The organism is Hymenobacter rubripertinctus, from assembly GCF_003583925.1.
Lineage (GTDB): Bacteria > Bacteroidota > Bacteroidia > Cytophagales > Hymenobacteraceae > Hymenobacter > Hymenobacter rubripertinctus.
The window spans coordinates 92,265-107,076 of the sequence record NZ_QYCN01000003.1; the positions used below are offsets into that span (position 1 = coordinate 92,265).

The following is a 14,812-nucleotide window of genomic DNA, read 5'->3' on the forward strand; positions in this document are numbered from 1 at the left end:
CTGTTGGCTATTAGCTTTTGGTTTGATTAATAAGAGTTTGCTCTGGAAGTCAGGGACGTTTGCTGACGTGCAGGGGCGGCAAAGCCAGGCGGAACAGGAATTGAGCGGGCCCGGCAGAAACGGCCGGCATCGGCGTATCTTTGACCGTGAAGGTAGGAAGTTTGGAAGTTTAGGAGTTGAGAAGTTAGAAAGTGATGGTCGTGGAGGGAACGTCATGCAGAGCGCCGCGAAGTATCTCGCGGTCGGTCGTTACGTTCCCGGCCAGCAGCTGTACGCGAGATGCTTCGCAGCGCTCTGCATGACGCTCATCTTCGCCCTTACAGCCTAACTTTCTAACTTCTCAACTTAGAAACTTCTCAACTGAAAATGGATTCCGTTAAAGCCAAAAAGCACCTCGGTCAGCACTTTCTCAACGACCCCAACATTGCCCGCAACATCGTGGAGGCCCTGCGCCTACCCGATGAGGTAAAGCACGTGCTCGAAATCGGGCCGGGCATGGGTGTGCTGACCCAAACGCTGCTGCTGCACCCGGAGTACGAAACGGCCGTAGTGGAAATCGACCGCGACTCGGTAACCTACCTGCAGAAGCACTACCCGGCCCTCGAAGACCGGATTTACTCCCAGGACTTCCTGAAAATGGACCTGACGGCGCTCTACGGCGAGCAACCGCTAAGCATCATCGGCAACTTCCCTTACAACATCAGCACCCAGATTTACTTCCAGATTCTGGCCCACCGCCAGCAGGTACGCGAAAGCGTGGGCATGCTGCAAAAGGAAGTAGCCGACCGCCTGGCCACCGGCCCCGGCTCAAAAACCTACGGCATTCTGAGCGTGCTGCTCCAGGCCTTTTACACCATCGAATACCTGTTCACGGTGCCCCCGCACGTGTTCAGCCCGCCGCCCAAGGTGCAGTCGGCCGTCATCCGCCTCACCCGCAACGATACCAAGCAGTTGGCCTGCGACGAAAAACTGTTCTTCCGCGTCGTGAAACAAGCTTTCCAGACCCGCCGCAAAACCCTGCGCAACGCCCTCAAGCCCTTCGGCATGCCCCCCGAAACCACCACGGATGCCATCTTCGACCTCCGCGCCGAGCAGCTCAGCGTGGCCGATTTCGTGGGCCTGACGAACCGGGTGGCCGAGAACAAGAGCGAGTAGACTGTCAGCACGCCGTAGGGGCGGGGCTTGTCCCCGCCCGCCGTATGCATCGTTATACGATTACCGTTGAAACAGCGTGCTGCATAACGTGGCCTGCTCATGGCCCCATTAACTCTCAACTCTCAACCACTAAAATGTCCCTCTGCCTCGTCATCGACGACATGCACCCCAGCCTGCCCGCCTACCTGGAGCCGCTGGGCGTTACGCTGCACTACCGGCCCGGTTTAACGGCCGCCGAGGTGCCCGCCGCCCTGGCTGCCCACCCCTACGAGGGGCTGGTGGTGCGCTCCAAGCTGCGCGTGACGCGGGAGTTGCTGGCCCACGGCCCGCACCTGCGCTACGTGTGCCGGGCGGGGGCCGGGGTCGATAATGTTGATGAAACGGCCCTGTCCGAGGCGGGCGTAACGCTGCTCAACGCCCCCGAGGGCAACCGCGACGCGGTGGGCGAGTACGCCGTGGGCCTGCTGCTGGCCTTGTTGCGGCACCTGCCGCGGGCCGATGCCGAGGTGCGGGCCGGGCAGTGGCACCGCGAGGCCAACCGGGGCGAGGAAATCGGCGGAAAAACCATCGGGCTGCTGGGCTACGGGCACATGGGCCGGGCGTTTGCCCGCCGCCTCAGCGCCTTCGGCTGCACCGTGCTGGCCCACGACGCCGACCCCGCCTGCCCGCCCGACGACTACGCCACGCTGGTGCCTCTGGCTGAACTCCAGGCCCGGGCCGAGGTGCTGAGTTTGCACATTCCCTACTCGGCGGCCAACCACCAGTTCGTGAACGAAGACTTCCTGGCCGGTTTTGCCAACGCCATCTGGCTGCTGAACACGGCCCGCGGCGAAGTGCTCGACCACGCCGCGCTGGTGAGCCGCCTGCGCACCGGCCAGGTGCGTGGCGCGGCCCTCGACGTGCTCGAAAACGAGAAGCTTCTGACCCTCAACCCCGACCAGCAAACCCGTTTCGACTACCTGCGCGCGGCCCCCAACGTGGTGCTCGCGCCCCATATTGGTGGCTGGACAGTTCAGAGCTACGAGCGCATCAACGCGGTGCTGGCCCGCAAGCTGGGCGGGTTTCTGGGGCAGTAAAGCAGTAAATTGTCCTTCCGACGAAGGAAGAATCCGGGTAAATAGTTGAAAGATGTTATTCGACGATTTACCCCAGATTCCTGCTTCGTCGGAAGGACAGTTCCGCCGTCCGGCCATTCCGCATGCAACCGACCCGTTTTCCCGCCGCGTTTCGTATATTTGCCTAAACCTACGAGGGGAGAACGGCCAGCGACGCTGGCCGTTCTCCTTGTTTTTTGAGCTTACATCACCTTCCCATGTCTACCATCAACTACTATACTCCCGAAGGCCTTCAGAAGCTGAAAGATGAGCTTCAGGACCTCAAAATCCGGGGCCGGGCCAAGGCCGCCGAGGACCTGCGCGAAGCCCGGGACAAGGGCGACCTGAGCGAAAACGCGGAGTACGACGCCGCCAAGGACGCCCAGGGCCTGCTGGAGTTGAAAATCTCGAAGCTGGAGGAAGTGATGGGCAACGCCCGCCTGCTCGACGAATCGAACCTGGACCTGACCAAGGTGCTCATCATGAGCAAGGTGAAACTCAAGAACCTGAAGAATAACATGGTGCTCGACTACACCCTCGTCGCCGAGGAGGAAGCCAACCTGGCCGCCGGCAAAATCTCCGTCAAGTCGCCCATCGGCAAAGGCCTGCTGGGCAAATCGGCCGGCGACACGGCCGAAATCACGGTGCCCGCCGGCAAGCTCCAGTTCCAGATCCTGGAAATCAGCCGCTAGCTTCTTGTTAGAAGTAAAAAAGAAGAGGTGAGACCCAAATGGGCCTCACCTCTTCTTTTTTGCGCGAAGTTCGTAGACTTGCTACTCAGCATAATCTCACCATTGTGCTGAGTCCCGTCCCGTTTCTCACTTCTCACTTCCAATAAAGTATGCCTTCCATTTTCTCCCGCATTGTTTCGGGTGAGCTGCCCGCTCACAAGGTTGCCGAAGACGAGCACCACTTGGCCTTCCTCGATATTACGCCGCTTGTGGAAGGGCACACGCTCGTGATTCCGAAGCGCGAAGTCGATTATATCTTTGATTTGCCTCCGAGTGAGCTGGCGGCCTTGCACCTGTTTGCCCAGCGCGTGGCCCGAGGCGTGAAGGCGGCCGTGCCCTGTAAGCGCGTGGGCGTGGCCGTAATCGGGCTCGAAGTGCCCCACGCCCACATCCACCTGATTCCGATGAACAAGGTGGCCGATATGAACTTCGCCAACCCCAAGATTAAGGTGGATGAGCGGCGGATGAACGAGTTGGCCGCCGCCATCGGGGCGCAGGTGCCTACCGTGGTACCCGGCACGCCCGAACTGCCCGACGACCCCCGCGACACGAAAGGCGGCCGCGAAACCGTGGAAGCCTCCGAGCCCGAAGCGCAGGCCCCGCAGGGTGCTGATAATGCCGCCGCCGATAACCCGGCCCTGGCCCCCATCCGGGAGATGACCAAGGGCCTGATGTTCATCAGCGAGTCGGATGCGGCGCTGGAGCCGGTGAGCTTCGCGGCCCCGGCCGGCGGCCTCACCGACGACGCCCTCGGCCAGCTGGCGGGGGTGCCGGCCGGTACGCCCGTGGAAAAGCAGGAGCTGACCTACTTCCTGCGCAACCACACCGCCGACCAGGGCGTGCTGGGCGACCCGGCGCTGGCCAACCGCTACAAAGGGCTGCAAATGTACCTCAAGCAGGAGCTGAGCGGCACCCAGGTCTACCGCTTCGGCAGCGGCCCCCAAATTCCGGTGCTGGTGCTGGGCGAGGGCGAAGGCGGCCGGCTGCTGGGCTTCAAAACGGTACTCACCGAAACCTAAGCCGCAGTCCGTTGCCCGCTGAATCAGCCCGCTCCGGTTTCGGAGCGGGCTTTTTGCTGAATTTGCACCTTCCTCATGGAACGTCCCTGCCTTTACCTCGATATCGACGACGTGCTGCTCACCAACCGCTACCCAGCGCCGCCCTCTGGAAACGGATCGGCTGCGGCTCCTGCTGGAGCGGTTGAGCTCCTGAAAAAGGCGTGTCATTCCGACGAAGGAAAAATTGGGAAATAACCGTTCGATAAGTCTCTCCAGATTCCTCCTTCGTCGGCATGACATGCCCTATGCCGGCGGTAATGGGGGCGGTAGTGGCGTTGCCTCCTCCGCGGCTTCGCGGCGGCCCAGCAGGGTGCGGCGGCGGGTGCGGTTTTCGCGCTCGAACACCGTTATCAGCACGATGAAGTAGGAGAGCAGCAGCGGCCCCATCACGAGGCCCAGAATGCCGAAGATTTCGACCCCTAGCACCACCCCGGCCAGTGTAATGAGCGGGTGGATGTCGCCCATGCGGCGGGCCAGCACGATGCGCAGCAGATTATCGATGTTGATGATGACGATGGTGCCCACCAGCAGAATACCCACGCCCTCGCCGGTGTGGCCCTGGGTGAGCTTGAGAATGGCCGCCGGTCCCCACACCAGGGGCGTGCCCAGCACCGGAATAAAGGCCGTGAAGAAGGAAAGCGTACCCCAGAACCAGGCGTCGGCTACCCCGAAAATCTGGAGGGTGAGGGCCGTGAGCAGGGCCTGCACCAGGGCAATGAGGGCCTGACCGAGTACGTTGGCGTTCACCGTGTTGCGCAGCGCGTCGCCCAGCTCACGCAGGGTGCTGCTGCGGAAGGGCAGGTAGCGGCGCAGACCCCGCAGAAACGCCTCTTCCTCCATGTACATGAAGTAGAGCGTGAACAGCATCAGCCCGATAATGACGGTGAAGTGCAACAGCCCGCTGGCCAGCGACGGAATGCGCGTACTCAGCCAGCTCACCACCTGCTGCACCAGGTCACGCACGTTGTTTTCCGTGGTGAACTGGTAGCCCGTTTTCTGCTCAATGGTGTGCAGCACCACCATAATCTGGCTGGTATCCTGGGCGTAGAGGCGGATGCGGTTGACGAGCATGAACACCAGGGCCGTGAAGGGCAGAATTATCACTACGAAGGCGAACAGCAGCAGCCCGCCCGTAACCAGCTGCCGGCTCCAGCGGCGGCGGTGCACGAGGGCCGTAAACCAGGGCCGCAGCACCACGTAGAGCACGCCCGCGCCCAGAAACGCCGTGATGTAGCTGCCCAGCCCCACCAGAATCAGTACCGAGAGGCCCACCAGGCACAGAATCAGCAGCACGTACTGTTGGCGGGGCGTGTAGATGTTCTCGGAAGCCATAGGCAATAGGAAGAGTCGGGAAGTGGAAAGTTAGGAAGGTGGGCAGTTACAAAGTAGGATGATTAATTAGTCTGGCGGTCGAGATGCTTCGCCTGCGGCTCCGCTTTGCTCAGCATGACACCTCTTTTCCAACCACCAGCCAACCCCTACCGCACCGGCCCGGTATCCACCTGGGCTTCCAGCTTATCCTGCACCGCCGGGGGCAGGGCCGAGAGCAGGTCGAGGCCGGTGGCGGCTTCCAGGGCGTCGAGGCTGACGCGGTAGCGGCTCCAGTCGGGGCTTACCTGCTGGTCGTTGGGTGTGTCGATGGCGATGAGGCGGGCCTGGCCGGCGGCAATGCGGCGCAGGTCGTCGGGGCCTTCGGGCAGCACTACGAGTACTTTCCAGATGCGGGCCGGCACCGTCACGCGGCCCTCATCCAGGGTGGTTTTGAAGCCCGCCGTGCCGGTGCCGCCCTGGCCGTAGCTGCCCATGATGACGTAGATTTCCTGGCCCCGGCGCACCTGGGCGCGCGCCCACTCCTCCAGGTTGCCCCAGGTGCGCTGGTTGTTGGCCCCCGCCTGCGGAATCATGTTGGTCATCAGAAAGGTGGCCGAGTTGTCGTCCAGCGTCAGGCTGCGGTCGGCGCTGGGGCAGTTGTGGCCCCGGTCGAAGCCCGAGCCGGAGTAGGAGCGGGGCGTGACCTGGTAGAACTGCCGGGGCAGGGCGGGGTCGGGGCGGAAGTCGTCCTGGCGCGGGGCCGCGCCCAGCCAGGCCGCACTCAGGTGCCAGCTCACCCAGGTAGGCGTGCCACGGCGCGCGTTATAGCCCACGGCGTACTGGGGCCGCGTGAGCAGGTAGTTGTTGGGCGTGCTCAGCGAAGCCGTGGCCCCGCTGGGGTTGCCCAGGGCCAGGTTAGCATCTTGTTGGGAACCGGCCGGCACTCCGGCCGTTCGGGGGCTCGGGCTGGGGAGGGGCGTCTGGGCGGGGAAATCGGGCGCGCTGCCGGCTACGGCGGTGCCAGCAGCGGTTTCCAGCGTTACGTCATCGAGGTTGAGGCGGCCGGGGCCGGTATCGGTCTTGCGGATTTCCAGGCGCAGGCCCCGGGCGCTGCCCCCCTCGAAGGTGGCAACCGCCAGGCGCGGCCCCTGGGTGCGCACGGCCGCCCCGATGCGGCGGTAATTGCGGCCCTGGTCCTGGCTGCCCCACAGCTCCCAGGTGCTGGCCGCGTCCTGGCCGTAGGCGGCGCTGCTGATGCGGATGCGCTGCACGCCGGCCGGAGCATCGAAGTTCATGGTGAGCCGGCCCCCGGCCCGCAGGCGGGCGGCGTGGGCACCGTTCTTATGGTCCTGGTCGGAGCTGCCGATGAGGGCTTCCGTGAGGCGCCAAGAGCCCGAGCCCAGCGTTTCGTCGGCGGCGGCGTAGCTGCCCTTGCCGGCCGTTTCAAAGGTTTCAAGCAAGGTGGCGGCCACCAGACTAGCTGATGGGCCGGCCGATTCTACGGGAATGGCGGGCGGCCCGGTGGGAGCACCGGGAAGACGGGTTTCGGAGGCCGGCGAAGAGCAGGCCGTCAGCAGCAGGGGCAACAGGGCGGAGAGCAGGCGAATCATGCCACCAATATACCCGGCCGCCACCGAACGGCTGTTTTTTCGGCGGCAAACCAGGCCATTCGGCCGCTAACGAGCCCCGTTTCGGCGGCCGCGGCGGTCGGGCCGGCCGGTCGGGCGCAACCCTGGGTGGAGCGGTTACGCTATATTCACACCTGCCAATCCTGTCTTTTTGCCGTGAATTCTTCCCTTCTGCGCTCCGAGGAGCTGAGTATTGACTATCGTTCCGACCTTGGTGTACTCATTGTACGCTGGCTGACGGATGCATCGGCGGCCGAGCTGCGCCAGCACTATGCCGCCCTGCTCACTGCCGCCCAGCAGGTGGGCTGCACCCACTGGCTGCTGGACGTACGTCGCCGCCTCACGCCCCACCCTGAACACACGCAGTGGGCGGCCAGCGAATGGATGCCCACTGCGCTGAGCGCGCTGGGTCCTCAAACAGTGTACATAGCCTGTCTGCTGGCTCCGTTGCGGGCCGTGCAGTTCAGCCCCGACGAGGCCATCAACAACGCCATTGCTGAGCAGCTGGAAGCCGCCCGCCGCGCCTATCACTTCGAAACCTTCACCGACGAGGGCGAGGCTATCCGCTGGCTCCGGCACTTTTAACCCTTCTGGCTCCGCCGCCCGGGGCCATCGTTTTTCTGTTCATTATGCTCCGCCTGCAAGCTTTCCTGCTTTATCTGCTTTTGCTGATTAGTGTCCTGGCCCTGGTGGGCACGCTGCTCTCGTTGCTGGCCGCTGAGGTCTGGTGGCTGCAAGTGCTGGATTTTTTGCGCTTCCAGTTTGTAGCCGCGCAGCTGCTGGTACTGGCCGGGCTGGGCCTGCTGCTGTGGTGGGGGCGGCGCCAGCACCAGCCGGTTCGCCGCTGGGTGCTGGTTACGGCCCTGCTGGGACTGGCCATCCAGTTCTACTTCCTGCTGCCCTACGCCCCGCTGGCCCCGCGCCCCGTGGCCGATGCCACTGCTGCCCAGGCCGCCGATACCAGCGCCCGCCTGCGCCTGCTGGAAATCAACGTGCTCCAGAAAAACCGCCGCGCCGATCTGGTGCTGGCCCAGGTGCGCGCCCAGCGGCCCGACGTGGTGCTGGCCCTCGAAACCGACCAGTGGTGGGCCGAGGCCCTGCGCCCGCTGCGCCACGACTACCCCTATGTCGTGGAGCTGCCCCGGTCCAATACCTACGGCATGGTGCTCTACTCGCGCCTGCCGCTGCTCAACCCCGAAAGCCGCAACCTCCAGCAGCCCAACGTGCCGGCCATCCTCACGGGCGTGCGTCTGCCCAACGGCCGGGCCGTGCGCCTGTTCGCGGTGCATCCCACGCCCCCCGTCCCCGATAACCACCCCACCAGCCTGGGCATGCAGGACGTGGCGCTGGTGAAAGTGGGCCAGCTCGTGCAGCAGCAGCCCGGTCCGGCCCTGGTGCTGGGCGACTTCAACGACGTGTCGTGGTCGTTCACAACGCGCATGTTTGAGGCCAGCGGGCAGCTGCGCAACGTGCGTCTGGGCCGGGGTTTGTTCAACACCTTCAATGCCACCATTCTTCCCCTGCGCTGGCCCCTCGACCACCTGTTCGTGACCCGGGAGTTTAAGGTGGTAACGCTCGAACGCCTGCCCGGTGTCGGCTCCGACCACTTCCCGCTGCTGGCCGAACTGGTGCTGGTGGAGTAGGGCGGAAGGGCGGTTAGCACAGAAAGCGGTCAGGCGGCCTTACAGGCATCGGGGGTTGATTGTCCGCACGCCTCAGGCCGCCGCGCTTTCGGCTAAGGAGAGGCGCGGGGCACGTTGGCGGAATTTTTGCACGGGGCCGCCGGAACTATTCCGGTTTCCCTAGCTCCCAGATTATTATGAAAAAACTACTGCTGCTGGCGGCCCTGGCCCTGGCCGGCCCCCGCACTTTTGCCCAGCTTCCTGCGCTGCACGCCCAACCCGATAAGCAGGACGATACCATCGTGCTCACCTTGCCCGATGAGGGGCGGGCGGCCTGGCAGCGGGCCGCCGGCGTGCTGGCCGCCCGGGGCTATACTTTCCGCTACTCCGATGCCGACCTGCTCACGCTCAGTACCGACTACATCATTCTGGAAAGAATGGGTCCTATCGGGGTGTTTGTGCGGGTAGAGGGCCACCAGCTGCTGGTGCGGTGCCGGTACCTGAACAGCGCCGACGACTCCATCAGTAAGGCACAGGCCGTGCGCATGGGCGGACTGTTGGGCACCAGCCGCGAGTGGCCGGAGCTGGTGGCCATTGCCCGGGAGCTGGGTGGCACGGCGGCCTACTACAACTCGGGGGCCTACTGAGCCGACGCGGCGCGCGCGCAGGCATGTTGGGCCGGGGCATCGCGGGTACGGGCCAGAACCGCGCAACGCCCCGGCCCAACTTCCGTCCTTGGCCCGTACCTTGCCCGCCTAACTCCCCGCTATGCCCCACCGCTACCTGCTCCCCGCCGCCGCTCTGCTGGCCGGTACCCTCGCCCTGTCCGCCTGCGATTCGGGCTCGAAACCCACTTCCGGCACGGCCGAAACGCTCGACGCGGATTTCGACGCCTATAAAAAGCGCTTCATCGACTCGCTCTGGTACTACAACCCCGAGTGGGCCAGCGGCGCAGGCTACCACCGCTACGATTCGCTGCTGGTGGTGCCCTCGGCCGGCCGCCGCCAAACCGAAGCCGCCGCCCGAACCCGCCGCCGCAAGGAGCTGTTCACCTACCCCGTCGGCCAGCTCTCGGTCAATAACCAGACGGATTACCGGCTCATGGAAAATTACCTGGAGTCGGCCCGGTTCTACACCGATTCGCTGCGCGACTGGCAGTGGAACCCGGCCAACTACAACGTGGGTGGGTCGGTGGCCGAAATCCTGAACGGCCGCTACCACCCCCTCGACCGCCGCCTGCGCGCCATCAGCAGCAAACTTATTCAAGTGGCCGACTACTACGAGGCGGCCAAGCAGAACCTGGAGCGCCCCACCCGCGAGCACACTAACCTGGCCATCCGCCAGACCCAGGGCGGGCTGGCCGTGTTCGGCCCGGCCCTGCTCGACTCGGTAGCCAAATCGGGCCTGACGGCGGCCGAGCAGCAGGAACTGCGGGGCCGCATTGCCACCACCCGCCTCACCATGGAAGGCTACCTGCGCTTCCTGCAAACCGATGTGCTGCCGGCCGGCAACTTTCGCTCCTTCCGCATTGGCCCGGAGCTGTTCAACCGCAAGTTCGCCCTCGACATCCAGAGCCGCTACCCGGCCGGCGAAGTATACCGCAAGGCCCTGGCCCACAAGCAGGAGCTGCTGCGCGATATGAAGCAGCGCGCCGCCCGGCTCTACCCCCAGTACTACCCCAGCCAGCTCCGCCCCGCCGACTCGCTGGCCGTGGTGCAGGCCGTAATTCAGGCTCTGTCGCGGCAGCACGCCACACCGGCCGGCTTCGTGCCGGCCGTGCGCGACCAGATGCCCACGCTCGTGCGCTGGGTTGATGAGCACCAGCTCCTGACCCAGGACCCCACCAAGCCGCTGGTGGTGCGCGAAACCCCGCTCTACATGCGCGGCAGCGGGGCCGGAGCCAGCGTGTCGGCCCCGGGACCTTATGATACGGGAGCCGATACCTACTACAACGTGGAGCCCCTCGACGGGCAGTCGGCTGCCCAGGCCGAGAGCTACCTGCGCGAGTACAACACCTACACGCTGCAAATTCTCAACATCCACGAAGCCATTCCGGGCCACTACACCCAGCTGGTGTACGCCAACCGCAGCCCCTCGCTCATTAAGTCCATCTTCGGCAACGGGGCCATGATTGAGGGCTGGGCCGTGTACGCCGAGCGCATGATGCTGGAAAGCGGCTACGGCGGCAACACCGACGAATTCTGGCTGGCCTGGGACAAGTGGAATATGCGCGTAACGCTCAATGCCATCCTCGACCACGAAGTGCAGGCTGGCACCATCACCGAGGAAGCCGCCGTGCGGATGCTGCGCCAGGAGGGGTTCCAGGAGGAAGCCGAGGCCCGCAACAAGTGGCTGCGCGCCACCCTGAGCCAGGTACAGCTCAGCAGCTACTTCACCGGCTACACCGAAATCTATGACCTGCGCCAGGAGCTCAAGCAGCGGCAGGAAGCAAAATTCGACCTCAAGGCTTTCCACGAGCAGTTCCTGAGCTACGGCAGCGCCCCGGTAAAGTACATCCGCCAGATGATGCTCAAGGACGCTGCCCCCGCCGGCTAACTCCCGGCATCGGGCCGGCCCGTACGGCCCCGAAAAACTGTGCCCGCCGGAATCTTTCGGGGCCTACTTCTTGTCTGTCTGGCACCACCAGCTGGTGCCTGTTCTCTTGTACTTATTTACGGCATGAAAGTCATTGACACGAATGATGAGGGTCTGCGGACGCTCATTCACGATTATCCCCGGGTGCTGGCCAAGTTTACGTCGGAAAACTGCCCGGTCTGTGACTTGCTCGCCCCCGCCTTCGAAAAGTATTCGGTGGAGTCAGCTTACCAGAACACCGTGTTTCTGCGCCTCGACGTGGACGAAAACCCGGTGGCCCGCAAGCTGATGGATACCCAGATAGCTCCCTTCTTCGTGGCCTACTGCCGGGGCCGCCTCACCGAGTGCGACACGCTGCGCACCGAGGCCGGCGTGGAGCAGATGCTGCACAACCTGCAAACCTGCCCCGAGTCCGGCGGGCAGTAGCTTCGCTTCGTTCCGGCGCTGAAATGCCCCCAACGCTGCGTCAGGAAATCCTGCCGTAGTTTTGGGGGCATGTTTTTTATCCTCTCCAAGCTGCTCGATTTTCTGCTGTCGCCGGCCCTGTGGCTGGTAGGCCTGCTGGGGCTGGGCCTGCTGGTGCGCAATGCCCGCTGGCGGCCCCGGCTGCTGTGGGGCGCCCTGGGGTTGCTGCTGGTGCTCACCAACCCGATGCTGGTAAACGAGGCGCTGCTGGCCTGGGAGCGGCCGCCGGTGCGGCTCCGCCAACTACTGCCCCACGCCGACGCGGGCATTCTGCTCACCGGCATCACCGAGGCCCGCAAGTTGCCCCACGACCGGGTGTACGTGCAGCAGAGCGCCGACCGGCTCCTGCACACGCTCTGGCTCTACCGCGCCGGCCGCATCCGCCGGGTGATTATCTCGGGCGGCTCGGGCGCGCTGCATCCGCCGCCGGGTACTCGCTCCGAAGCCCGGGAGCTGCATACGCTGCTACGCCTGGCCGGCGTGCCCGACTCGGTGATTCTGGTGGAGGAGCGCAGCCGCAATACCCGCGAAAATGCCCGCTTCACCCAGCAGCTGCTGGCCCGGCATCCCCGTATCCGCAGCACGGTGCTGGTTACCTCGGCCTTTCACATGCGCCGGGCCGAGGGTTGCTTCAGGCAAGCCGGACTGCGCCCCGCCACTTTTCCGGCCGGCTACTATTCCGTCAACCGCCGCGCCCTACCCGCCTTTGGGCTCATGCCCGCCGAGGAACCCCTGCGCCTATGGGGTATCCTGCTCCACGAAATGGCCGGCTACGCGGTTTATAAGCTGCTGGGGTATTTGTGAGTGAGTGAGTGAGTGAGTGAGTGAGTGAGTGAGTGAGTGAGTGAGTGAGTGAGTGAGTGAGTGAGTGAGTACGGCAGGTAGCAAGGACGACCGTCATTCAGCACCTCAACTCCTACGCTATCCAGACCGACTTCTGGTTGACGAACTCGCGGATGCCCAGGTAGGAAAGCTCCCGGCCGTAGCCCGACTTCTTGATGCCCCCGAACGGCATCTGGGGCGACGACTTGACGAGGCTGTTCACGAACACCGCGCCGGCTTCCACCCGGCGGGCCAGTTGCTCGCCCCGTTCCAGGTCGCGGGTCCAGACGGAGCCGCCCAGGCCGAAGCGGGAGTCATTGGCTATACGCACGGCGTCGTCGGCATCCTTGGCTTCGAGCACAATGGCCACGGGACCGAAGAACTCCTCGGCGTAAGCCCGCTGGCCGGGCTTAACGTGGCTCAGAATAACGGGGCGGAACAAGGCCGTGCCGGGCTGGCTCTGGCCGCCGTGCAGCTCCACTTTCGCACCCTGCTTCACCGAATCCGCCACCTGTTCGGTCAGCTCGTCGGCCAGGTCGGGGCGGGCCAGGGGGCCGTAGTCGGTGGTTGGTACCAGGGGGTCGCCGGGGCGCAGGGCCAGCAGATGGGTCTTGAGTTGCGCGATAAACTCCTTGATAACGGGCTTCTCCACGATAAAGCGCTTGGCCGCGATGCAGCTCTGGCCCGAGTTAATCATGCGGGCCTGGGCGGCCGTTTTGGCGGCCCGCTCCAGGTCGGCGTCGGCCAGCACGATGAAGGCATCGGAACCGCCCAGCTCCAGCACCGTTTTCTTGATCTGGCGGCCGGCGGTGGCGGCCACGGCCGCCCCGGCCGGCTCCGAGCCGGTGAGCGTTACGGCCCGCACCCGGTCGTCCTCAATGAGCTTCTCTACCAGATCGGAGCCGATGAGCAGAGTGCGGAAGGTGGCGGGTGGAAACCCGGCATCGTGAAAGATTTTTTCCAGGGCCAGGGCGCACTGGGGCACATTGGAAGCGTGCTTGAGCAACCCCACGTTGCCCGCCATCAGGGCCGGGGCCGCGAAACGCACTACCTGCCAGAACGGAAAGTTCCAGGGCATCACGGCCAGCACCACGCCAAGGGGTTCGTAGGCAATGAAGCTGCTGCGGGCCTCGGTTGCAATTTGCTCATCGGCCAGAAATCCGGCAGCGTGCTCGGCGTAGTAGTCGCAGCACAGGGCGCACTTGAGGGCTTCGGCGCGGCCGTCGGCCAGGGGTTTGCCCATTTCCACGGCCATCAGGCGGGCCAATGCGTCGGCCCGTTCGCGCAGCAGCCCGGCGGCCCGGCGCATCAGGCGCGCCCGGTGCTCGAAGGTGGTCGTGCGCCAGTCGGCAAACGCCCGGTGGGTCTGGCCCAGAATCCGCTCGGTTTTGGGCCAGCTGAAGGCGCGGAACCGCCGCTCGGTGCGGCCAGTGTACGGGTTGATTGATTCAATGGGCATGGCTAGAGGGAAAACAAGGAGGGTGGGAGAGAAGCTCGGCAGTAGTGGTGGTAACCGGCGGGGTGCCCGTTTGGTTGGCCCCGTTGCCGCGCCCCGCCCGTTGCTACGGGGCAGTTGCCTATCATTGCTGCCCCGGAGCCGATACGCCAGGGCCTGTAACCTCCTGCCCGGCGGGGGCGTAGCAGTGACCAATGCGGCGCAGAGGCGGAACTTTTAGCCCTTCGCGTGCCGAAATAAAGCTTTATCGTGTACTTTCGTCTCATCCGCGGGATTGTGTTGTGCTACGCCATCCCGTTTCCCTTAGTTGCTGCCCGTGTCTGCTTCTACCCCCGAGTCAGTTGCCCTTGAAAACGAAGTTCTGCTCGTGCAACGCCTGCGCGACCGGGACGAAGGGGCCATGACCATCTTCTACGACAAATATTCGGCGGCCCTCTACGGTGTGATTCTGCGCATTGTCAAGAAAGAGGAAACCGCCGAAGACGTTTTACAGGAGGCGATGGTCAAAATCTGGCACGCCTTTCCCTCCTACGACGCCAGTAAAGGGCGCCTGTTTACGTGGGTAATGAATGTGAGCCGAAATTTAGCCATCGACAAAATCCGGTCCCGACAGTACCGCGTATCTAGTCGCACGCAGCCCATTGAAGAAAGTGCCGCGCTGCGCCAGGCCGCCGAACCCTCGTTCCGGCCCGAGCACATTGGCTTGCAGGAAATGACGCGCCAGCTGAATCCGGATCAGCGGCAAATCGTGGACTTGCTTTATTTCGGCGGATTTACGCAAAGCGAAGTGGCTGAAGAACTAAACCTCCCCCTGGGCACCGTCAAGACCCGTGCCCGGGCCGCAATCAAAGTCCTCTCTAAACTGATTCGGTAAT

At 64.2% G+C, this 14,812-nt stretch carries 15 protein-coding genes; 12 read left to right on the forward strand and 3 right to left on the reverse strand.

All coding sequences use genetic code 11. The features are described 5' to 3' along the window. The first annotated feature begins 366 nt into the window (after positions 1-366). The 5 genes from rsmA to D0T11_RS22415 all read left to right on the forward strand — a co-directional run bounded on the left by rsmA (position 367) and on the right by D0T11_RS22415 (position 4,233). Positions 367-1,155: a 16S rRNA (adenine(1518)-N(6)/adenine(1519)-N(6))-dimethyltransferase RsmA gene (rsmA, locus tag D0T11_RS02575; protein ID WP_119654221.1), complete on the forward strand. Its 789-nt coding sequence runs from the start codon at positions 367-369 to the stop codon at positions 1,153-1,155. Between the two features lie 134 nt (positions 1,156-1,289). After that, entirely contained in the window at positions 1,290-2,231 is a 942-nt protein-coding gene (locus D0T11_RS02580; RefSeq protein ID WP_119654222.1) for an NAD(P)-dependent oxidoreductase, read from the forward strand. A 236-nt stretch (positions 2,232-2,467) separates the two neighbouring features. Beyond that, entirely contained in the window at positions 2,468-2,941 is a 474-nt protein-coding gene (greA, locus tag D0T11_RS02585; RefSeq protein WP_119654223.1) for a transcription elongation factor GreA, read from the forward strand. A gap of 149 nt (positions 2,942-3,090) precedes the next feature. Further along, on the forward strand, positions 3,091-3,999 hold the full coding sequence (locus tag D0T11_RS23440) for a nuclease A inhibitor family protein (protein WP_182888212.1): 909 nt from the start codon (positions 3,091-3,093) through the stop codon (positions 3,997-3,999). 75 nt (positions 4,000-4,074) lie between these two features. Next, positions 4,075-4,233 (forward strand): hypothetical protein, encoded by a 159-nt coding sequence (locus D0T11_RS22415; protein WP_182888213.1) that lies wholly within the window; start codon positions 4,075-4,077, stop codon positions 4,231-4,233. A 48-nt stretch (positions 4,234-4,281) separates the two neighbouring features. On the opposite strand, the gene D0T11_RS02595 is transcribed toward D0T11_RS22415, so the two are convergent. Both D0T11_RS02595 and D0T11_RS02600 read right to left on the reverse strand, forming a co-directional pair. After that, positions 4,282-5,370: an AI-2E family transporter gene (locus D0T11_RS02595; protein ID WP_119654224.1), complete on the reverse strand. Its 1,089-nt coding sequence runs from the start codon at positions 5,368-5,370 to the stop codon at positions 4,282-4,284. 146 nt (positions 5,371-5,516) lie between these two features. After that, entirely contained in the window at positions 5,517-6,959 is a 1,443-nt protein-coding gene (locus D0T11_RS02600) for a DNA/RNA non-specific endonuclease (protein WP_119654225.1), read from the reverse strand. Positions 6,960-7,133: 174 nt separating this feature from the next. Here D0T11_RS02600 and D0T11_RS02605 point away from each other — a divergent pair, with 174 nt between their 5' ends. The 6 genes from D0T11_RS02605 (at position 7,134) to D0T11_RS02630 (ending at position 12,463) form a co-directional block, all read left to right on the forward strand. Then, complete coding sequence (locus tag D0T11_RS02605) at positions 7,134-7,562, forward strand: hypothetical protein (protein ID WP_119654226.1); 429 nt, start codon at positions 7,134-7,136, stop codon at positions 7,560-7,562. A 44-nt stretch (positions 7,563-7,606) separates the two neighbouring features. After that, entirely contained in the window at positions 7,607-8,620 is a 1,014-nt protein-coding gene (locus D0T11_RS02610) for an endonuclease/exonuclease/phosphatase family protein (RefSeq protein ID WP_119654227.1), read from the forward strand. 176 nt (positions 8,621-8,796) lie between these two features. Further along, positions 8,797-9,246 carry a hypothetical protein gene (locus D0T11_RS02615; protein ID WP_119654228.1) on the forward strand — a complete coding sequence of 150 codons (450 nt, stop codon included), beginning with the start codon at positions 8,797-8,799 and terminating at the stop codon, positions 9,244-9,246. 121 nt (positions 9,247-9,367) lie between these two features. Then, entirely contained in the window at positions 9,368-11,155 is a 1,788-nt protein-coding gene (locus tag D0T11_RS02620; RefSeq protein WP_119654229.1) for a DUF885 domain-containing protein, read from the forward strand. 123 nt (positions 11,156-11,278) lie between these two features. Further along, entirely contained in the window at positions 11,279-11,620 is a 342-nt protein-coding gene (locus D0T11_RS02625) for a thioredoxin family protein (RefSeq protein ID WP_119654230.1), read from the forward strand. A 69-nt stretch (positions 11,621-11,689) separates the two neighbouring features. Beyond that, positions 11,690-12,463 carry a YdcF family protein gene (locus D0T11_RS02630; RefSeq protein ID WP_119654231.1) on the forward strand — a complete coding sequence of 258 codons (774 nt, stop codon included), beginning with the start codon at positions 11,690-11,692 and terminating at the stop codon, positions 12,461-12,463. Positions 12,464-12,575: 112 nt separating this feature from the next. Here the strand turns inward: D0T11_RS02630 and D0T11_RS02635 are convergent, their stop codons facing one another. After that, positions 12,576-13,940: an NAD-dependent succinate-semialdehyde dehydrogenase gene (locus D0T11_RS02635; protein ID WP_119654232.1), complete on the reverse strand. Its 1,365-nt coding sequence runs from the start codon at positions 13,938-13,940 to the stop codon at positions 12,576-12,578. A 313-nt stretch (positions 13,941-14,253) separates the two neighbouring features. Here D0T11_RS02635 and D0T11_RS02640 point away from each other — a divergent pair, with 313 nt between their 5' ends. After that, positions 14,254-14,811, forward strand: coding sequence for an RNA polymerase sigma factor (locus D0T11_RS02640; RefSeq protein ID WP_245990583.1), 558 nt, complete (start codon positions 14,254-14,256; stop codon positions 14,809-14,811). Position 14,812 lies beyond the last annotated feature (1 nt).

What these genes read in the sequence shown, in the direction of transcription:
- rsmA (WP_119654221.1), top strand. Translation starts at nt 367, where the DNA reads ATGGATTCCGTTAAAGCCAAAAAGCACCTCGGTCAGCACTTTCTCAAC.
- D0T11_RS02580 (WP_119654222.1), top strand. Translation starts at nt 1,290, where the DNA reads ATGTCCCTCTGCCTCGTCATCGACGACATGCACCCCAGCCTGCCCGCC.
- greA (WP_119654223.1), top strand. Translation starts at nt 2,468, where the DNA reads ATGTCTACCATCAACTACTATACTCCCGAAGGCCTTCAGAAGCTGAAA.
- D0T11_RS23440 (WP_182888212.1), top strand. Translation starts at nt 3,091, where the DNA reads ATGCCTTCCATTTTCTCCCGCATTGTTTCGGGTGAGCTGCCCGCTCAC.
- D0T11_RS22415 (WP_182888213.1), top strand. Translation starts at nt 4,075, where the DNA reads ATGGAACGTCCCTGCCTTTACCTCGATATCGACGACGTGCTGCTCACC.
- D0T11_RS02595 (WP_119654224.1), bottom strand. Translation starts at nt 5,370, where the DNA reads ATGGCTTCCGAGAACATCTACACGCCCCGCCAACAGTACGTGCTGCTG.
- D0T11_RS02600 (WP_119654225.1), bottom strand. Translation starts at nt 6,959, where the DNA reads ATGATTCGCCTGCTCTCCGCCCTGTTGCCCCTGCTGCTGACGGCCTGC.
- D0T11_RS02610 (WP_119654227.1), top strand. Translation starts at nt 7,607, where the DNA reads ATGCTCCGCCTGCAAGCTTTCCTGCTTTATCTGCTTTTGCTGATTAGT.
- D0T11_RS02615 (WP_119654228.1), top strand. Translation starts at nt 8,797, where the DNA reads ATGAAAAAACTACTGCTGCTGGCGGCCCTGGCCCTGGCCGGCCCCCGC.
- D0T11_RS02620 (WP_119654229.1), top strand. Translation starts at nt 9,368, where the DNA reads ATGCCCCACCGCTACCTGCTCCCCGCCGCCGCTCTGCTGGCCGGTACC.
- D0T11_RS02625 (WP_119654230.1), top strand. Translation starts at nt 11,279, where the DNA reads ATGAAAGTCATTGACACGAATGATGAGGGTCTGCGGACGCTCATTCAC.
- D0T11_RS02630 (WP_119654231.1), top strand. Translation starts at nt 11,690, where the DNA reads ATGTTTTTTATCCTCTCCAAGCTGCTCGATTTTCTGCTGTCGCCGGCC.
- D0T11_RS02635 (WP_119654232.1), bottom strand. Translation starts at nt 13,940, where the DNA reads ATGCCCATTGAATCAATCAACCCGTACACTGGCCGCACCGAGCGGCGG.